Origin of the sequence: Serratia sp. NFX21, assembly GCF_048517035.1 — a bacterium.
GTDB classification, from domain to species: Bacteria; Pseudomonadota; Gammaproteobacteria; order Enterobacterales; family Enterobacteriaceae; genus Serratia; species Serratia quinivorans.
Window position 1 is genome coordinate 3,578,801 of sequence record NZ_CP183196.1, and the last position, 17,038, is coordinate 3,595,838.

Genomic DNA, 17,038 nt, shown 5'->3' on the forward strand with positions numbered 1-17,038 from the left:
TGGTGACCTCAACGCTTTAAAGTGAAACTGTTGGCGTATTCCGCCGGATTGCTGCCGTCCCAGCGCTTGCCGTCTAACAGCGTGCTGGTACGCATATCGCTGCCGGGCAGGTTTACTCCACCCACCGCGCTGGCCGCCTGCTTATAGATTTCGATACGGTTGATTTTCTTCGCGACGGCCAGATAGTCCGGTTCGGCATTCAACAAGCCCCAGCGGCGATGCTGGGTCAGGAACCACATGCCGTCGGACAGGTAGGGGTAGCTCACCTCGCCATCGTGGAAAAAACGCATCGCATGTGAGTCCTGCCACGACTTGCCCAGACCGTTCTGGTATTGGCCGAGCATGCGGCCGGTAATGATTTCCGGCCTGGTGTTGATATAGGCGCGCCCCGCCACCACCTGAGCGGTTTCCTGTCGGTTGGCGTCCGAACTGTCGATCCAGCGTGCGGCGTCCAGTACCGCAGCGGTCAGCGCGCGGGCGCTATTGGGGTTGGCCGTCACCCAGTTGCCGGTGGTACCCAGCACCTTTTCCGGGTGATCGGGCCAAATCTCCTGGCTGGTCACGGCGGTAAAACCAATGTCTTCCGCAATTGCACGTTGGTTCCACGGCTCACCCACGCAAAAGCCGCTCATGTTGCCGATTTTCATGTTCATCACCATCTGCGGCGGCGGCACCACCACATTGCGTACGTCGTCAAACGGGTGAATTCCGGCGTTAGCCAGCCAGTAATACAGCCACATGGCGTGGGTGCCGGTCGGGAAGGTTTGGGCGAAGGTATAGGTGCCTTTGGCGCTGGCATCGACGGTTTTTTTCAAGCTCGCAGCATCGGTGACACCGGCCTGCTTTAACTGGTTGGAGAGCGTAATCGCCTGACCGTTGTTGTTGAGCGTCATCAACACCGCCATATCCTGCTGCGGTCCGGCGACGCCAAGCTGCAGGCCATACACCATGCCGTACAGTACGTGCGCCGCATCCAGTTCACCGGACAAAAGTTTGTCGCGTACTGCCGCCCAACTGGCCTCCTTGCTGGGGATAATTTTGATGCCGTACTTCTGATCGAACTGTTTCACCGCCGCCATCACCACCGAAGCGCAATCGGTAAGTGGAATAAAGCCCACGCGGATCTCTTTTTTCTCCGGGGCGTCAGAGCCTGCCGCCCAGGCGGCGTTCATCAGGCCGGGCAACATCATGCTGCCGCCCAACGCCGCACTACCGGCCAAAAAACGGCGGCGCGTCAGGCTAAGTCCGGAGGGTTTGGTGTGCGTCATCGGCAATTCCTTCAATCAGGCGATAAAATAAAAAAGGCGTCCCATCAGCACATTCCACCGTTGGGGTGAACATGCTGAAAGGACGCCTTTATCCATAATCTTGTTGGCAACCCGACCGCCATTGGCCGGGCTACGTTTTAGTAATGCAGCTTGCGTGCCAGATCTGTCATTTTACATACCCCAATTTATAGTTATGTAATTTATACCCTATGAATTTCAAGTTGGCCGCTCTAGCGCGTCCATGCGCTCGCGGCATTTGTACATCCCTGTACAGCACGGCTAGGCGCCCAGCTTGCTCATCCCCAGGCGCTTACAAAAGTTAAGTAACTGGGGTGACAAATCTGCCGGGAGCAGATTTGAACGCTGCCAGCAGCGGCCCCAAAGGGGTGTGGCCCATGGACGGGCCACATAACTGAGTGCAGGTAACAACGCTGCAACTTGAAAGGCGACGGGTATTTGCACGATCGCAAGGCAGTAACTGCACTGACTGTGTGCATATACCCCTTAGGGAGTATTCCCGCTGGGCGGCAGAATATCCGCCACCGCCAGCATGGCATTGGCGATATCAATCAGCCGTTGGTTCTGGTTCATCGCCATCTTCAACAACAGCCGATGGGCCGCCGCCTCGGTCAATCCGCGATGCTGGATCAGCAACGCTTTGGCGCGTTCTATCTGCTTGCGCTCACTCAAGGTCGCACGCGCCGTGGCCAGTTCTTCCGACAGCGCATGCAGACGTTGTGACTGCTGCTGAATCAATTCCAGCATCGAGCGCCCCAGGCGCGGGTGGATACCATCCCCCACCAGCGGCGATGCATCCCCCAAAGGCGCAGCCACGAAAACCGCGTAACTTTCTCGCATCGGCTGTGGCGAGTAATCTGCGCAGTCTTCCGCCATTGCGTGCCGGGCCTGCGTCAGATTGTGGCGGCAACTGGCCATCAGCGCCTCCTCCAGCCGATCCTCAATCTGTTTCATCAGATCGATACGCGCACTGGTGATCTCAAACCAGCGCAGACTGGTGTCGGCTTTGTTACTCAGTTGCCATTGGGTGCAGGCAATACGGCGCAGGCGCTCAAACTCGCGGTCATCTTGTTGCTGCATTCGCCGCCACTGGGCCAGCGAAGACTCATCGGCAAACTCGCTGAAGGTGGCAAAACAGCGCTCTTGCCCTTCGATAAGCACCAGTAGCTGCTGGTGCGCCGACTCATCGAAATGCATGGAGGCAAAACCGGCCGCGCCGATCGCCCGTTCCTGCCCAGCCAGCTCCTTGCCCTGCATAAAGCTGAACATGGCGATCAACGCACGTGCCGTGGTGGGTTCCGCGCAGGCATCCGCCGCTTCGAACACCAGCGCCAGCAGGCTATGAATAACTTCATTAAAGATGCCCATGGCGGCAGGCTGCAAAATTTGACGTTGCTGCACCTGGCAGCGCAACGCGGGCAGGCCGGCAAGATTATGCAATGCACAGGCAATGCGGCTGAAAAGACGGCTGGCGCTGGCCAGGGGGGCGGTGTTGTCATCCAACTGCATCAACTGGCGCTGCACCGCCAGTTCAGCCTGTTCCACTTCCTGCGCCCTTCCGGCCAAGCGTTCACCGAACAATGCTCCCTGTGAACACAGGTAAATATTGACGGTACCGCGTTCCCGTTGGAGCACGTGGATCAACTGGCTGACCCGGCCGACCAGTTGCCCCATCTGCAACAGTTGCTGCAATACGGTGATTTCACAGCGCCTGGAGGCCAGCAAAAAGTCGCCGGCGCTGGGTGGGAAAACGTGATTGCGGCTCATGACAGGATCCCCGATTCGCTAAATAAACCGATCCTGCAAAAGCCGTGCCGTGGCGGGCTACTTACTCACGCGATCCAGATACAGCATGCTGTTGGCGATATCCACTTTGGCGTCTTTAACGTTGTCGCGCAGCGCCACCAGCGTTTGCCCCTGCAATGCCACCACGTAAGGTGAGCTGGTCTGTAATTCACGCTGCAAGCTGGCGTAGTGCGCGGCGCGTTTTGCCCCGTCACCTTCCGCCGCCGCTGCGCGGGTTTCCGCACTCAGCGCCGGGATGTTCCACTGGGTACGCCATGCCAGGGTTTTCGGCCCGCCGGGCACATTGTAAGCGAAGGCGCTGGCGTTAGTGTTCGGATCCAGATAATCGGCACCCCAATAGGTGAAAATGGCCTGGAAATCACGACTGCGCATCTTGCCCCACAGATCGCTTTCCACCACCGGATGGATATCCAGTTGCAAACCGGCCTTGGCAAAGCTGGCCTGCAGCACCTGGGCAATATCGGTATACGGCGGCTGGTTGATGACGATCAGATCAATGCGCGTGCCTTCGGCAATCCCGGCGTCATGCAAAATCTGTTTGGCCCTGGCTACGTCGAGCTTGAACGGTTGGTCGTCGATCGCGCCATCCAGCCCCAGCGGCAGAAACGCCTGGTGAACACGGTACTGCCCCTTCAACAGGTTGTCGGCAATGGATTGATAGTCCACCAGCCAGCGCGCCGCCTGCCACAGGGCTGGGTTGCTCAACGCCGGCGTCTGTTTGCTGCCGGTGTTGAAGCCGAGATAATAGACTTTGGACGAGTCCTGCTGCTCTATCCTGACACCCGGCTCTTTACGCAGCGAATTGAACTGATCGGCACCCAGGTCGTAAGCCACGTCGGCGTCTCCTTTCAGCAGCAACAGGCGCCGGGTTCCGGCATCGCTGACGTTCTTCAGCAGCACCGTTTTTATCTTCGCCTGCGGTTGAGCGTAGTCGTTGCGACTGAATAACAGTGCCTCATGCGGCACATAGTTACTGACGCGATAAGGCCCTGCACCGGCGGAATTGGAACGCAGCCAGGCGTTGCCGAAATCTCCCTGTTGGCTGTGCTCACTCAACAGTTTTTCATCGACGATCGAGGCGACCGGCGCGGTCAACAGCCGCAATGCCAGCCCACTGCCGATATTGGCCGACCAGCTTAACTGCACCTGGTTATCGCCCAGCTTCTTCAACTGACTCTCGACGTTTTCCGGCGTCCAGCCAAATTCGCCGAGAATAAACGACGGCGCCTTGTTCAGTTTCACCGCTCTCACCAGTGAGAAGATCACATCCTCCGGCCGCACTGGATTACCGGAAGCAAAACGCTGGTTTGCCTTCAGGGTAAAAATCAGGCTGCGACCGTCTGCCCCCGCCTGCCAACCGCTGGCCAACTCCGGCGCCAGTTTTTCCGGCGTGGTACGGTCCGGCGTGAGCAACCGCTGATACAGATTGACCAGGTTGGCCGAGCTGACGGTTTCGAAACTTTCCGCCGGATCCAGGCTGATGATGCCTTCCAGCGAACTGACCACTACTAGCTGGTCTTTCGGGGTAGCCGCCTGTGCGCCAAAGCTCGCCGCCAGGGCGCTGAACAATAAGGTGGGGATTAACCGTTTCATTAGATGCACTCTCCAGAATTACGCGGATGCGTTATTTTTCGAGTGTAGGGGCAGTGGCTTAGATGAAGAACGACTATAAATTGCTTTATTTATTACGCAGATGTCTATTGATTCCAAATAATACCCGCCGGGCTAACGGCGGGCAGAATTCAGCTGACCAGACGGCCGTGCGCCATCGCCACCGAGCGATCGCACATGTGGTCGATCACATCGGCGTCGTGACTGACCAGGATCATCGTCAGGTCACCCGCCTGTTTCAGCTCGTTGAGCAGGTTGAGGATCTCCGCCTGCACCGACATATCCAGCGCCGAGGTTGGCTCATCGAGCAACAGCAGTTTGGGTTTTAACAGCAGTGCGCGCACTATCGCTACCCGTTGACGTTGACCGCCGGAAAGTTGGTGCGGATAACGGTCCAACAAGCGCGGATCCAAGCCTACCTGACGAAAACCGGCGCTGATCTTTTGTTCGATACCGCTCTCTTTGAGCAATTTCAGCGGCTCCGCCAGCGTGCGCAGCAAGCGATGTTTGGGGTGCAGCGAGGCATAAGGATCCTGAAACACCATCTGCACCTCGCGCCGCAACGTACCGGTGAACGGGCGACCCGGCTGCAAATCGCGGCCCAGCAGTTGGAAACCGCCGCTCCAGTTTTCATTCAGCCCGGCCAACACCCACAGCAGCGACGATTTTCCGCAGCCGGAAGGGCCGACCAAACCAAAACATTCGCCCGCTTCAATATACAGGTTGACCTCATGCACCACGGTACGCACGTCATAGCCCTGACGATGGCTGACGCTGAGATTGTCCAGTGTTATCAGGCTCATTTCAGCGACTCCAGCAACGCGCGATCCAACACCGGCAAGGATTTGCCATGGGTTTCCTTACTTGGCCGACACGACCACAGCGTGCGGGTATAGGGGTGAGTGGCCGAGGCCAGACGATCGGCGGGTAACTGATCCAGCAGTTCGCCTTTGTACATCACCAACACCCGTTCGCAGTAGTGCGCCACCTGTTGTAAATCGTGGCTGATCAAAATCAGCCCCATATTGCGCTGCTCCACCAGGTTCTCAATCAGTTGCAATACCTGATCGCGCATCTGGTGATCCAAAGCGGACGTGGGTTCGTCGGCAATCAGTAATTGCGGATCGTTAATCAACGCGATTGCCAGCATCACCCGTTGTCCCATGCCGCCAGACAGCTGGTGCGGGTAGCGTTGACGCAGCGCGGCAGGGTCGGGCAAGCCAACCGCCGCCAGCATATCCAGCACCTTCTCTCGCCGTTCGGCGCGGCCCAGGCGGGTATGCAGCAGCAACGGCTCCTCCACCTGACGGCCAATCGGCTGGGTCGGGTTCAGCGCATGCTTGGGATCCTGCATCACCATCGCCACTTTGTTGCCGCGCAGACGGTTCCACTGACGCTCGCTCAGGCGTGCCAGATCGTCCCCACCCAAGGTTAAACGCTGCGCCTGTAGCTGTAACGGCGGTGGCAGCAGCCCCATCAAGGCTCGCGCAGTCAGGGATTTGCCGGAACCGGACTCACCGACCAGCGCCAGCCGCTCCTGTCCCATGCTGAAAGAAATGCCTTTGACCAGCGGCTGCGCGCCCGGCAGCGCTACCGATAGCCGTTCAACGGTCAATAAATTGTTATCAGTGCCCATGACGAGGATCCATTTTATCGCGCAGGCCGTCGCCCAACAGGTTAAAGGCCAGGCTGGCAAACAGGATCGCCCCGCCCGGTACCGCGGCGACCCACCATTGGTCAAAAATCACTTTGCTGCCCTCGGCTACCATTGACCCCCATTCGGCAGTCGGTGGGGCCACGCCCATGCCGAGAAAGCCCAAACCGGCGGCAGACAGGATAATCCCGCCCAGACTCAGCGCCGCACGCACCACCGCACTCGGCAGGCATAACGGCAAAATGTGCCCAATCATCAACCGCAGACCACCAATGCCCTGCATCCGCGCCGCCGCCAAATAATCACTGCGACGCAGCGCCAGCGTTTCTGCCCGCGCCTGCCGGGCGAAAGAAGGCCAACTGGTTAACGCCAACGCCAGCGCGCCGTTCATCAACCCCGGCCCCAGCACAGCAACAAACGCCAGTGCGATCACCAGGCTGGGCAACGACAGAAAAATATCGGTTATGCGCATCAGAATACGCTCGACCCAGCCACCGAGATAACCGGCGCTAATGCCCACCAGCAGGCCAATCGGAATGGTCAGCAGCAGGATCAATGACACCAGGATCAGCGTTGGCCTGGCCCCGTAAATCACCCGTGACAACAGGTCACGACCAAAGCCGTCGGTGCCCAGCCAATGGCCGGAAGAAGGCGGCAACAGCCGCAGCTCGATGTGTTGCAAATTGGGATCGAACGGCGCCAGCCAGGGGGCCAACAGCGCAGTGAGGATTAAAATAGCCACCAGCGTTGCGCCAATCGTTAGCGTGGTCAGTCGGCCGCGTGGGCGGTGGACGGCGGCCGGTGCGCTCTGGGGTTCATGTTCAGAAAGATATTGGCTCATCGGGTTCGCGGGTCCACTAAATAGGTCAGCGCGTCGGCCAGCGCATTAAGCACCACAAAACAGGTGCCAATCAGCAAGGTGGCACCCAGAATGGCCGGCGTATCGGCGGCAAACAGCGCGGTGGTCAGATAACGCCCAACACCGGGCCAGGCAAATACCGTTTCGGTCAATACCGCGCCCTCCAGCAGGCTGGCGTAGGACAGCGACAGTACGGTGATCAACGTGCCCAACACGTTGGGGAATACGTGACGCACCAGAATGCGCGCGCGGCTGGCCCCTTTGGAACGCGCCAGGGTAACGTACTCTTTATTGCACTCTTCCAGCATCGCGGCGCGCAGTAAACGGGTGATGCCCGCCATCGACAGCAGCGCCAGCGCCACCACCGGCAGCCACAGGTGGCTGATGGCGTTGTAGAACATTTCGCGATCGCCGGACAGCCAACTGTCAACCAGGATAAATCCGCTGCGCGGCTCCATGCTGTACAGATAGATATCGTCCAGCCGCCCCGGCCCCGCCGACCAATGCAATGTGGCGTAAAACAGCAGCAGCCCCAGCAGGCTAAGCCAGAAGATCGGCACCGAATAGCCGATCAGTGACAGTAGTCGCGCCACGTTGTCCAGCCAGCCGCCCGGTTTGATCACCGCCAGAAACGCCAGCGTAATGCCGCCGACGGCGCCGAGGATGATCGCGCAGGTCGCCAGCTCGACCGTTGCCGGGAAGGTACGAAGCAAATCGCTCAGCACCGGCTGCGAAGTAATGCGCGAGATGCCCATATCCCCGTGCGCCAGATGCACCAGGTAACGCCAGAACTGCACCGGCAACGGCTGATCCAGCCCCAAATCATGGCGCACCTGAGCATAGGTCGCTTCGCTGGCGTGATCGCCGGCAATTTGCAACGTAGGATCGATCGGCGCCAGGTGCGAGAGCATAAAGGTGAACAGCAGCAGGCCAAGCAGCGTCAGCGCCAGCGACAGCAAGCCGGTAAACAGCCTGCGACCCCAGCGCCAACCGTGCCGGGCGAACCCGGCCGAAGAGGAACGGCTGATCATTACTTGCTGACCTTGCTGTAGAACACCATGTCAGGGTTGATGCCCTGCTCATAGCCTTTCAGGTTGTCGCGCACCGCAATCAGGCTGCGTGCCTGCAGACCTATCACAAACGGCGAACTTTTCTGAACGGCTTGCTGCAACTGTTGGTAATCCGCCACCCGTTTGGCGGTGTCATTTTCCGCCGTGGCCGCCAGCGTCAGCTTGTTCAACGCAGGGATCTGCCAGTTGGCACGCCAGGCCAACGTTTTGCTGCCGTCTTCCGGGTTATAGGCGAAAGCGGCGGCGTTGGTATTTGGGTCAAAATAATCCGGCCCCCAGGAGGTCAGGGTCGCGTCGTAGTTGAGGGATTTGACCTTGGTGGAGACCTGCGCACTGAGGCCCGGCACCAGACTCACCTTCACCCCGCCCTGCGCGAAACTGGCCTGTAATGCCTGTGCGATATCCAGATACGGCGGCTGGTTGTTGACCTCCAGCTTAAAGCTGACGTCTTTCAAACCGGCCTTGGCCAGAATCTCCTTGGCCTTGGTCGGATTAAAGCTGTAAGGCTTGTCCTTCAACGCCCCTAGGTAACCCTCCGGCAGGAACGCCTGATGGGTCTGGAATTGCCCTTTCAGCAGATCGTCGGCAATGCCTTTATAGTCGAACAGCCAGCGCGCCGCCTCCCAAAATGCCGGGTTACCCAGTGCCGGTGACGCCTTGGCGTTGAACTGCAGGAAATAGAGTGAGGCATACGGGATCGCCAGCGGCTTGACGCCCGGCTTGCCTTTCAGCGCTGCCATCTGGTCTGCACCAAGGTTTCGCGCAATATCGGCGTCCCCCTGTTCGATCAGCAAGCGGCGGGCGGCCGGATCCGGCACGTTCTTGATCAGGATGGTTTTCAGCGTGGGTGCGCCCTCTGGCGAGCCTGGGTTGGCGTCAAGCACCACCACTTCATGCGGCACATAGGTGCGAATTTTATACGGGCCGCTACCTGCGGAATGGCTGTTCAGCCACTGATGGCCAAAGTCATCACCATGCTGATGCGCCAACGCTTCTTTGGCATCGACAATGGAAGACACCGGTGCCGAAAGCAGGCTAAGCACAAACGCCGGGCTGACGTTTTCGCTCCAGCTGATTTTTACCCGATGGTCATCAACCTTGGTCAGGTACTGGTCGACATTTTTAGCGTTCCAGCCCAGTTGGGTGAGGATAAACGACGGCTCCAGATTCAGCTTCACCACCCGCGACAGCGAGAAGATCACGTCCTCCGGGCGCAGCGGGTTGCCGCTGGCAAATTTGGCGTCCGGTCGCAGGGTAAAAGTCAGGCTGCGGTTATCGCTGCCCGCCTGCCATTCGCTGGCCAACGTCGGTTTAAGCTCAATCGGATTTTTTGGATCGGACTGGATCAGCCGCTGATACAGGCTGTTAAACGACTGCACCGTGGTTAATTCAAAACCCTGAGCCGGGTCAAAACTGACTACGTCATCGATTGACTGGGCAATGACCAACGTATTCGCCGGAGTTGCTGCCTGCGTGCTGAAACTGGCCGCCACGGCCAAAAACACCAAAGAAGGGACGAACGCTTTCATCAAAACTCTCCAAGCGGATGGAATTTATAGTAATTTCGCGAGTGTATGTGAGAGCCATCGGCAGGCGAAGGTACTTAAATAACTATAGATATTCTTTTTATGTCTATAGCTGCGATTTTGATTATTAAGCAGGCGGGGTTTTGCGGGCAGCGGCGTAATCGCCGTGGAAATTCTGAGTACCAGTGACATCTTTTGCGTACCGCTGCGCATTAGAGAAAACAACGTTTTGTGCAATCCCTTAGCAGCAATTAGTGTGCGACTTGATGCTACAGGGGGCTATCGAATGGAAGCAAACACGCCAACGGATGGCGGCAAAGATTCACATAATCGGGCGGTTCAACAAACAATTGAAGATATGAACACCGTGCTGGCCCAATCGGGGCTGTTCATTAGCCCATTGACTGAACAAGATCGCCGCTGGCAAAAAGGCAGAAAAAATGGTCATTCGCTTAACTGGCGCTCGCTATTGAAATTTTATAACAGCACAGCGCTCAGGCCAGGAAGCTTTGCTTTTGTTTTCAGGTGGATTACTGCGCCGTTGACTCGTGTTGGCTTTTGCCTGTGTTACTACCACCGAGTGGATAACGTCATCGAACTGGTCGCACTGGAGAGCTTTACCAGACGTGCGGCTAAACATCCGCTAAGAGGCAAAATGCTGCAACACTGCCTGCACACCCTCTATTTTTATGGCGTGAATCTGCACACGCAAGGGCTGATATCTACAGCGCTTCCCGACATACTGATCAGTAACGTCCTCAACAATCGTCTGCTCGAGCTCTATACCCGCCAGGCATCATTCACCGTGATACCCGGCACCATGAACTGCAAAACTGACTTTCTTACATTGAGTAAATACATCGAGGATCTGAAAAGACCGCAGGATTGAATATCAGCACATGATAGGATGTGTACAAATAACGCTCAAAAGGAAGAGGCTATGAAACAGAAGGATCTAACCGACCCAACGCTAACCATTCAAGAACAAAAAGAAATCGCAATCGAAATTTTGCAGCAACATCTTCGCTGGCATATGGAGAATCCACCGCCTCATGAAGGAGTCCCCATATTAGAGCTCATTGGTCCAGTGCAAAAAAGCAAACGCCGTTTGGTGAGAAAACTGTTGAGAAAACAGCTTTAGCTTTATCTATCGCCGGGCGCTATGCCCGGCGCGTTTTCGCCGCCCTCTGAACTAAATCTGGTAATCGATCACCGTATCGAGCTGTGAGGAAAATACTTTGTCTTTGATTTCAGTCAGCGACAACGTAGGGTTACACAGCTGGATAAATCGCCAGGCATAGTTACGTTGTAACTGACTGCGTTTCAAACCTAACCAAACGGTATTGGGTTCGAACAGATGTTCGGCATTAAGGCTGACCAACCCATGGTCGCGCTCCTTCTCGTAAGACATATCCGCCAACACCCCCACTCCCAACCCCAGTTCGACATAGGTCTTAATCACATCTGAATCCTGCGCGCTTAAGGCGATATCCGGCGTTAGCCCGGCGGCTTTGAAAGCGCTATCCAGCCGTGAACGGCCGGTAATACCCTGTCGATAGGTGATCAGCGGCAAGGTGCTGAGCATTTCCAGCGTCACCTGCGGCTGACGGGTCAGTTCATGCCCTTCCGGTACCAGTATGGTGTGGTGCCAGCGGTAGTAGGGAAAGGCCGCCAGAGACTCATCACTCATCAGCCTTTCACTGGCAATGCCGATATCGGCTTCGCCAGAGGCCAGCATGCCAACGATTTCCTCGGGGCTGCCCTGATTCAGCACCACTCTCACCCGTGGATACAGCGCGCGGAACTCTTTGATCACCCCCGGCAGGCTATAGCGCGCCTGGGTATGGGTAGTGGCAATGTGCAACTGACCGGCGTCGTTGCTGCTGAATACGTCTGCCAGACGGCGGATATTATTGGCATCATTCAGGATGCGTTCTGCCACCACCAGCAGCTCTTTGCCCGGCTCGGTCATGCCTAATAAACGTTTGCCACGGCGGATAAATATCTCAATACCCAGTTCTTCTTCCAGTTCCCGAATATGACGACTGACCCCAGATTGTGAGGTAAATAAAGTGTTGGCTACCTCGGTCAGGTTGTAGTTGCAGCGCGCCGATTCCCGAATAATTTTTAATTGTTGAAAGTTCATCCACTCCCCCCGGTCGAACAATATTGTTAAACACAGTGATACGGAGTCTGGGGTAAGGGGACAAATAAGAAATAACCTTTAGTTATGCATTTTCATGCTAAGTGAATTTTTTCACCGCGGTGAATTAACTGTTTATAAGCCAGGAAATAATCAATTCCTTTAATATTAATGAGATAAATACCCATCATTTAAGTATGGACTAAATACTCATGCAGAATAAAGTTATTAAATATAGGTATTAGATATATCAAATAAAAAAGGCTCAGCATGCTGAGCCTTATGAAAGCGCGGTGCGGGGATTATGCCGTCGCCTCTCCACCAACAGGGCCGGAGGTATTTTGCTGCAACCACTGCTGCACATAGCTGACCAAATCACCGATGCAGTCGTCTTTCATACCATGGTTTCTCAGCTCGTTATCCAGTGAGAACAGGTACTGAGCGTTGGTGCCCAATGGCCCGCTGGCGCTGGCGATCAACGGCGCGATCACCTGGTGGCTGGTATCTTCTTCAAACAGCGGGTGCTGGGGGTTCATCACAAACACCAACGCGGTCACCACTTGGCCATCGGCCAGGGTGAGGTCACACCAGGTCGGCAAATAGCAGCCGGTCAGCATTTCACGTTTCCACAGCAATTCCAGCTCTTCGCGCAGTTTTGCTTCCGGCAGGCGGAACGCCAGGCCGGTGGTATGGCCGCCCTCTTTCAGCGCCAGCATACGCCCCGGCTGATGCAAGGTGCCACGTCCGGCAGTCAACCGCAAACAGAAGGCACGGTGCCAACCTTGCAGCGTGGCCGGTCGCACCTCTTCGGATTCAAACACCGGGTTCCACATCAATGAACCGTAGCCGAAAACCCACACCGGGCTGTTATCCGGCCGGCGGGATAAAGTACAATCCAGTGAGGCCGCACGCTGCTCTGATGTCAGTAACAGCGACTCCTCAATGGTGCCGAATGCTGTTTTGCAATCCGCATTTTGCAGAAAATCTCGCGTTAACACCTTAACAACCTCCCGGGAATAAGATTGCTCATACTCCCTAGCCACTGTTCATCTTATACCCGTCATCTTTCAAGTTGCAGCGTTGTTATCTGCTTACAAGGCCCATCCATGGGCCTTGCCCTTTCAGGGCCGCTGCAAGCAGCGTTCAAATCTGTTCCCGACAGATTTGTCGCTCACCCCAGTTACTTAACTTTTGTAAGCGCCTGGGGATGAGCGAGCGGGTCGCCTAGCTGCAACTTGAAAGCTATAGGGTATATTTATTAGCTGCGGAATTTTATTAATTCTATAACCCTTCCCGCGATAATAATGACCTTATTCTTTTCTCGTGGAGCAATCAAGTTTCACGCGGGATTTAAAGTGAAAAAGTATTTGTACTCAGCAGCAATAATATCAAAAGGTAAAATGCCACACCTAAGCATAACCAGATGATGCCTCCCAATTAGGTTATCCCTTCGGAAAGAATGCCTGCTTTTGCGCAGCTGCCGTTGTCACCAGCCTCATCAGCAAACAATTCTCATTATCAAATGGCGTGATATACTCTGCGCCAAACGAACATAAGGAGAAACCCGTGACTACCGAAGCCCCACGCTCACGCGCACCCTACCTGATTGCAGTCAGTGCCATTCGCGATATTACCCCGCACCTGCGTCGTATCACCTTCACCGCACCGGACCTGCGCTATTACCCGGCCAACGCCGCCGCCGCACACATTAAGGTTTTCCTGCCGCTTGCAGGCCAGACACAACCGGATCTGCCGACACTGACCGAAAATGGCCCGCGCTGGGCAGCTGACGCGGTACGCCCCATTGTTCGCACCTATTCCATCCGTGCGGTGCGTCCAGAACTGGCAGAGGTCGACATTGAATTCGCCATTCATGACCATAGCGGCCCGGCCGTTGACTTTGCGCGCGCGGCAAAAGCCGGCGATAAAATTGGCATAAGTAACCCCGGTGGCCCGAAACCCATGCTGCCAGAGGCCGATTTCTACTGCCTGGCCGGCGATCCTTCTTCCTTACCCGCATTGGCTGCTTTGCTGGAAGGGCTACCGGCACACAGCGAAGGCAATGCCTTTATCCGTGTAGATAGCTCGGCCGACGTGATCGAGCTGAAAAAACCTGCAGGCCTTGAGCTAAGCTGGATTATTGGCGGCACCGAGAAAACCGCCGAGCTGATCACCCAGTTTTGCGCCTTGCCGCAGCCACAGGCCGCGACCCAATACTGGCTGGCCGGTGAAGATCGTCTGGTGGTTGAACTGCGCCGCTTCCTGCGCCGCGATCGTCAATGTGAGCGTAATCGGCTTTATGCCGTACCTTACTGGCGTGAGGGGTTAAACGAAGAGGGTTATCATAATAAACGGCATGAAATTATGGACAATATTGATGACTGATGTGGATTTTTTCCTTTATTAACGGTGTCATACACGCTCAAACTGCAATTTATGTGCCGTTAATGAAGTAATTTCATGTTACTGCGTAAAAGAAAGTAAAGAAAACCGCATTCCGTGCGGTTTTTTTGTTAACCTAGTCACATAAAGCAAGCATTTGCTTTTGCAAGTAAAACAACATCACATCATTCCCCGGCACGCACCACCGGGTGTATCCTATTATTATTAAATATAATTACATTCTGGATGCGCAGAGTTGCCTTTAACGGCAGTCAGCGATGACGGGACCACGCTGTTTGAGAAGGAGTACCATCAAAATGAAGTCGCAAAACGATCCTGGCCGATCCAAATCCCGCCACACTGAGTATTCCCTGTTGCTCCCTATCGCCGCCCTGGTGGTGCTGAATCTGTGGGGCACTACCAGCAACTTTCCGCTGATCGTCGGCATTAACATCGTTGCCTTGATCGGTATTCTCAGCAGCGCGTTCAGCGTAGTGCGCCACGCCGACGTTCTGGCCCACCGCCTGGGTGAACCCTATGGCTCGCTGATCCTCAGCCTGTCGGTGGTGATCCTGGAAGTCAGCCTGATTTCAGCGCTGATGGCCACCGGCGACGCCGCGCCGGCGCTGATGCGCGATACGCTTTACTCGATCATTATGATTGTCAGCGCGGGGCTGGTCGGCGTTGCGCTGCTGCTTGGCGGCCGTAAATTCGCTACCCAGTACGTAAACCTGGGCGGCATAAAACAGTATCTGATGGCGATTTTCCCACTGGCGGTGATTGTGCTGGTGTTCCCGAGTGCGCTGCCCGGCGGTAACTTCACTACCGGTCAGGCACTGCTGGTTTCGGTGATATCTGCCGCCATGTACGGCGTGTTCCTGGTGATCCAGACCAAAACTCACCAGAGCCTGTTCGTCTATGAGCACGAAGATGACGATGGCGATCCGCACCATGGCAAGCCTTCCTCGCACAGCAGTGCCTGGCATGCCGTTTGGCTGATCGTGCATCTGGTTGCGGTGATCGCGGTAACCAAGTTTAACGCCAATCCGCTGGAAGGTTTGTTGACCAAGGTAAATGCCCCGGCGCAATTTACCGGCTTCCTGGTCGCTCTGCTGATCCTGTCGCCTGAAGGTCTGGGGGCACTGCGTGCGGTATTGAATAATCAGGTACAGCGCGCCATGAACCTGTTCTTCGGCTCGGTGCTGGCGACCATTTCCCTGACGGTACCGGCGGTCACCGTCATCGCCACGCTGACCGGTCAGACGTTGATCTTCGGTTTGCAGACGCCACATATCGTGGTAATGCTGACGGTGTTGCTGCTGTGCCAGCTTTCGTTCTCTACCGGCAGAACCAACGTGCTGAACGGGACTGCGCACCTGGCGCTGTTCGCCGCCTATATGATGACTATCTTTGCCTGATTAACCGATGGGCGCCCTGTTGGCGCCCATCGCCTTTATAGCGCGAAAGTTTAAATCGCGAAGAAAATGCCCGCCGCAATGCCACCAAACAAAATCCATTTAATGATGTAATACCCGGTACGGTTCCACGCCTTCAGCCGCTTGCCCACTTTACGCACCGCATAAATGTACTTGAACAGCTTGTTGACGCCACCGGTGCGATCGCCCTCTTCATTGGGTGCGGTAGCCGCGCTCATCAGGTTACGCCCCAACCAGTGGTTGATGCCCTGCGCCCAGCGGAAACGCATCGGCCTTTCGATATCACAAAACAGGATCAGCCGGTTTTGCCCACTTTGGTTTTCGGCGAAATGCAGATAGGTCTCATCAAACATCACCCCCTCACCATCACGCCAGCTATAACGCTCGCCATCCACTTCGATAAAGCAGCGGTCGTCATTCGGGGTAATCAGCCCCAGGTGATAACGCAGCGAACCGGCGTAAGGGTCGCGGTGGCGCGGCAGGCGGCTGCCGTCCGGCAGTTCGGCAAACATCGCCGCCTTGACCGAAGGCAGGCTACGTAACAAAGCCGTGGTCTGCGGACACAGGCTCATCGCCGACGGGTGGCTGTCTTCATACCATTTTAAATAAAAGCGCTTCCAGCCGGTTTTGAAAAACGAATTGAATCCGGCGTCATTAAATTGATCCGAGGCTTTGATCTGTTGGATCGCCATCAGCTGCTGCCCTTCATCGCGAATGGTTTGCCAATTCTCCCGCAGCACCTGCAGTTCTGGAAATTGCTCCGGTTGCAGATAAGGCGTGGTCGGCACGCGTGAGAATAAATACATAAAAACGTTCAATGGCGCAGTGAAGGTCGAATGATCGGAAAGTTGCCGCCAGAAGGTGTAACGCACCCTGCCACGGTAATGGACATACACAACGCACAAAATAAATAGCAATAAAATAATATATTTCATGATTGAACCGCTTTGAAAATCCCAATGCCCAGTACGCCAACCCAGCATACTCCCAGATATTTCCTTTTGGCGGATGAACCCCTTCGCCCGTCTGGAACACCACTAAGCATTAACGCTAACCCAACTAAAATCTATACAAAAAACCACAATAGTTTACACAAGAGGTAAACAAGCGGAGATTGACGGTTCAGCGCTGTCCAACCAGGCCAACCAAAGCGGCCCGCCAAAGGCAATAAACGAAAATTAACTTTGCCGTTAAGCTATAAGTGGAACGTGTAAGTCACGGTAAAACAATAAATTAATAATTTGATTTCGATCAGTGCATCATAA

15 protein-coding genes are annotated in these 17,038 nt (G+C 55.6%); 4 read left to right on the forward strand and 11 right to left on the reverse strand.

Translation table 11 applies throughout. The features are described from left to right. Nucleotides 1-8: 8 nt before the first annotated feature. The 8 genes from ACNT1W_RS16840 to ACNT1W_RS16875 all read right to left on the reverse strand — a co-directional run bounded on the left by ACNT1W_RS16840 (nucleotide 9) and on the right by ACNT1W_RS16875 (nucleotide 9,815). The gene (locus ACNT1W_RS16840) at nucleotides 9-1,268 is read right to left on the reverse strand and encodes a CmpA/NrtA family ABC transporter substrate-binding protein (protein WP_261128510.1); all 1,260 of its coding nucleotides are present in this window, start codon (nucleotides 1,266-1,268) and stop codon (nucleotides 9-11) included. A gap of 504 nt (nucleotides 1,269-1,772) precedes the next feature. Further along, entirely contained in the window at nucleotides 1,773-3,053 is a 1,281-nt protein-coding gene (locus ACNT1W_RS16845) for a nitrate- and nitrite sensing domain-containing protein (protein ID WP_419245885.1), read from the reverse strand. 57 nt (nucleotides 3,054-3,110) lie between these two features. Continuing rightward, nucleotides 3,111-4,685 (reverse strand): ABC transporter substrate-binding protein, encoded by a 1,575-nt coding sequence (locus tag ACNT1W_RS16850; protein WP_375190380.1) that lies wholly within the window; start codon nucleotides 4,683-4,685, stop codon nucleotides 3,111-3,113. Nucleotides 4,686-4,834: 149 nt separating this feature from the next. Then, nucleotides 4,835-5,506, reverse strand: a complete 672-nt coding sequence (locus tag ACNT1W_RS16855) for an ABC transporter ATP-binding protein (RefSeq protein WP_419245886.1) — start codon at nucleotides 5,504-5,506, stop codon at nucleotides 4,835-4,837. Beyond that, nucleotides 5,503-6,339 (reverse strand): ABC transporter ATP-binding protein, encoded by an 837-nt coding sequence (locus tag ACNT1W_RS16860; protein WP_012145636.1) that lies wholly within the window; start codon nucleotides 6,337-6,339, stop codon nucleotides 5,503-5,505. Before ACNT1W_RS16860 ends, ACNT1W_RS16855 begins: the two co-directional genes overlap by 4 nt. Next, a complete protein-coding gene (locus ACNT1W_RS16865; RefSeq protein ID WP_419245887.1) occupies nucleotides 6,329-7,198 on the reverse strand; it encodes an ABC transporter permease in 870 nt (289 codons plus the stop codon). Before ACNT1W_RS16865 ends, ACNT1W_RS16860 begins: the two co-directional genes overlap by 11 nt. Next, nucleotides 7,195-8,247: an ABC transporter permease gene (locus ACNT1W_RS16870; RefSeq protein WP_261137016.1), complete on the reverse strand. Its 1,053-nt coding sequence runs from the start codon at nucleotides 8,245-8,247 to the stop codon at nucleotides 7,195-7,197. Before ACNT1W_RS16870 ends, ACNT1W_RS16865 begins: the two co-directional genes overlap by 4 nt. Further along, nucleotides 8,247-9,815 carry an ABC transporter substrate-binding protein gene (locus ACNT1W_RS16875; protein ID WP_419245888.1) on the reverse strand — a complete coding sequence of 523 codons (1,569 nt, stop codon included), beginning with the start codon at nucleotides 9,813-9,815 and terminating at the stop codon, nucleotides 8,247-8,249. Before ACNT1W_RS16875 ends, ACNT1W_RS16870 begins: the two co-directional genes overlap by 1 nt. Before the next feature lie 283 nt (nucleotides 9,816-10,098). Between ACNT1W_RS16875 and ACNT1W_RS16880 the strand changes: the two genes are divergently transcribed. Together ACNT1W_RS16880 and ACNT1W_RS16885 are read left to right on the forward strand one after the other, a co-directional pair. Beyond that, on the forward strand, nucleotides 10,099-10,701 hold the full coding sequence (locus ACNT1W_RS16880) for a hypothetical protein (RefSeq protein ID WP_112364276.1): 603 nt from the start codon (nucleotides 10,099-10,101) through the stop codon (nucleotides 10,699-10,701). Nucleotides 10,702-10,752: 51 nt separating this feature from the next. Continuing rightward, nucleotides 10,753-10,953 carry a hypothetical protein gene (locus ACNT1W_RS16885; RefSeq protein ID WP_419245889.1) on the forward strand — a complete coding sequence of 67 codons (201 nt, stop codon included), beginning with the start codon at nucleotides 10,753-10,755 and terminating at the stop codon, nucleotides 10,951-10,953. A gap of 51 nt (nucleotides 10,954-11,004) precedes the next feature. Here ACNT1W_RS16885 and cbl read toward each other — a convergent pair whose 3' ends face one another. Continuing rightward, nucleotides 11,005-11,958: an HTH-type transcriptional regulator Cbl gene (gene cbl / locus ACNT1W_RS16890; RefSeq protein WP_012145640.1), complete on the reverse strand. Its 954-nt coding sequence runs from the start codon at nucleotides 11,956-11,958 to the stop codon at nucleotides 11,005-11,007. A gap of 299 nt (nucleotides 11,959-12,257) precedes the next feature. Beyond that, nucleotides 12,258-12,953: a gamma-glutamylcyclotransferase gene (locus ACNT1W_RS16895; RefSeq protein WP_017893197.1), complete on the reverse strand. Its 696-nt coding sequence runs from the start codon at nucleotides 12,951-12,953 to the stop codon at nucleotides 12,258-12,260. Nucleotides 12,954-13,521: 568 nt separating this feature from the next. On the opposite strand from ACNT1W_RS16895, the gene ACNT1W_RS16900 reads away from it, so the two are divergent. Together ACNT1W_RS16900 and chaA are read left to right on the forward strand one after the other, a co-directional pair. After that, complete coding sequence (locus ACNT1W_RS16900) at nucleotides 13,522-14,340, forward strand: siderophore-interacting protein (RefSeq protein ID WP_012145642.1); 819 nt, start codon at nucleotides 13,522-13,524, stop codon at nucleotides 14,338-14,340. A 314-nt stretch (nucleotides 14,341-14,654) separates the two neighbouring features. Continuing rightward, complete coding sequence (chaA, locus tag ACNT1W_RS16905) at nucleotides 14,655-15,755, forward strand: sodium-potassium/proton antiporter ChaA (protein ID WP_012145643.1); 1,101 nt, start codon at nucleotides 14,655-14,657, stop codon at nucleotides 15,753-15,755. Nucleotides 15,756-15,805: 50 nt separating this feature from the next. Here chaA and lpxO read toward each other — a convergent pair whose 3' ends face one another. Then, a complete protein-coding gene (lpxO, locus tag ACNT1W_RS16910; protein ID WP_135316993.1) occupies nucleotides 15,806-16,708 on the reverse strand; it encodes a lipid A hydroxylase LpxO in 903 nt (300 codons plus the stop codon). Nucleotides 16,709-17,038 lie beyond the last annotated feature (330 nt).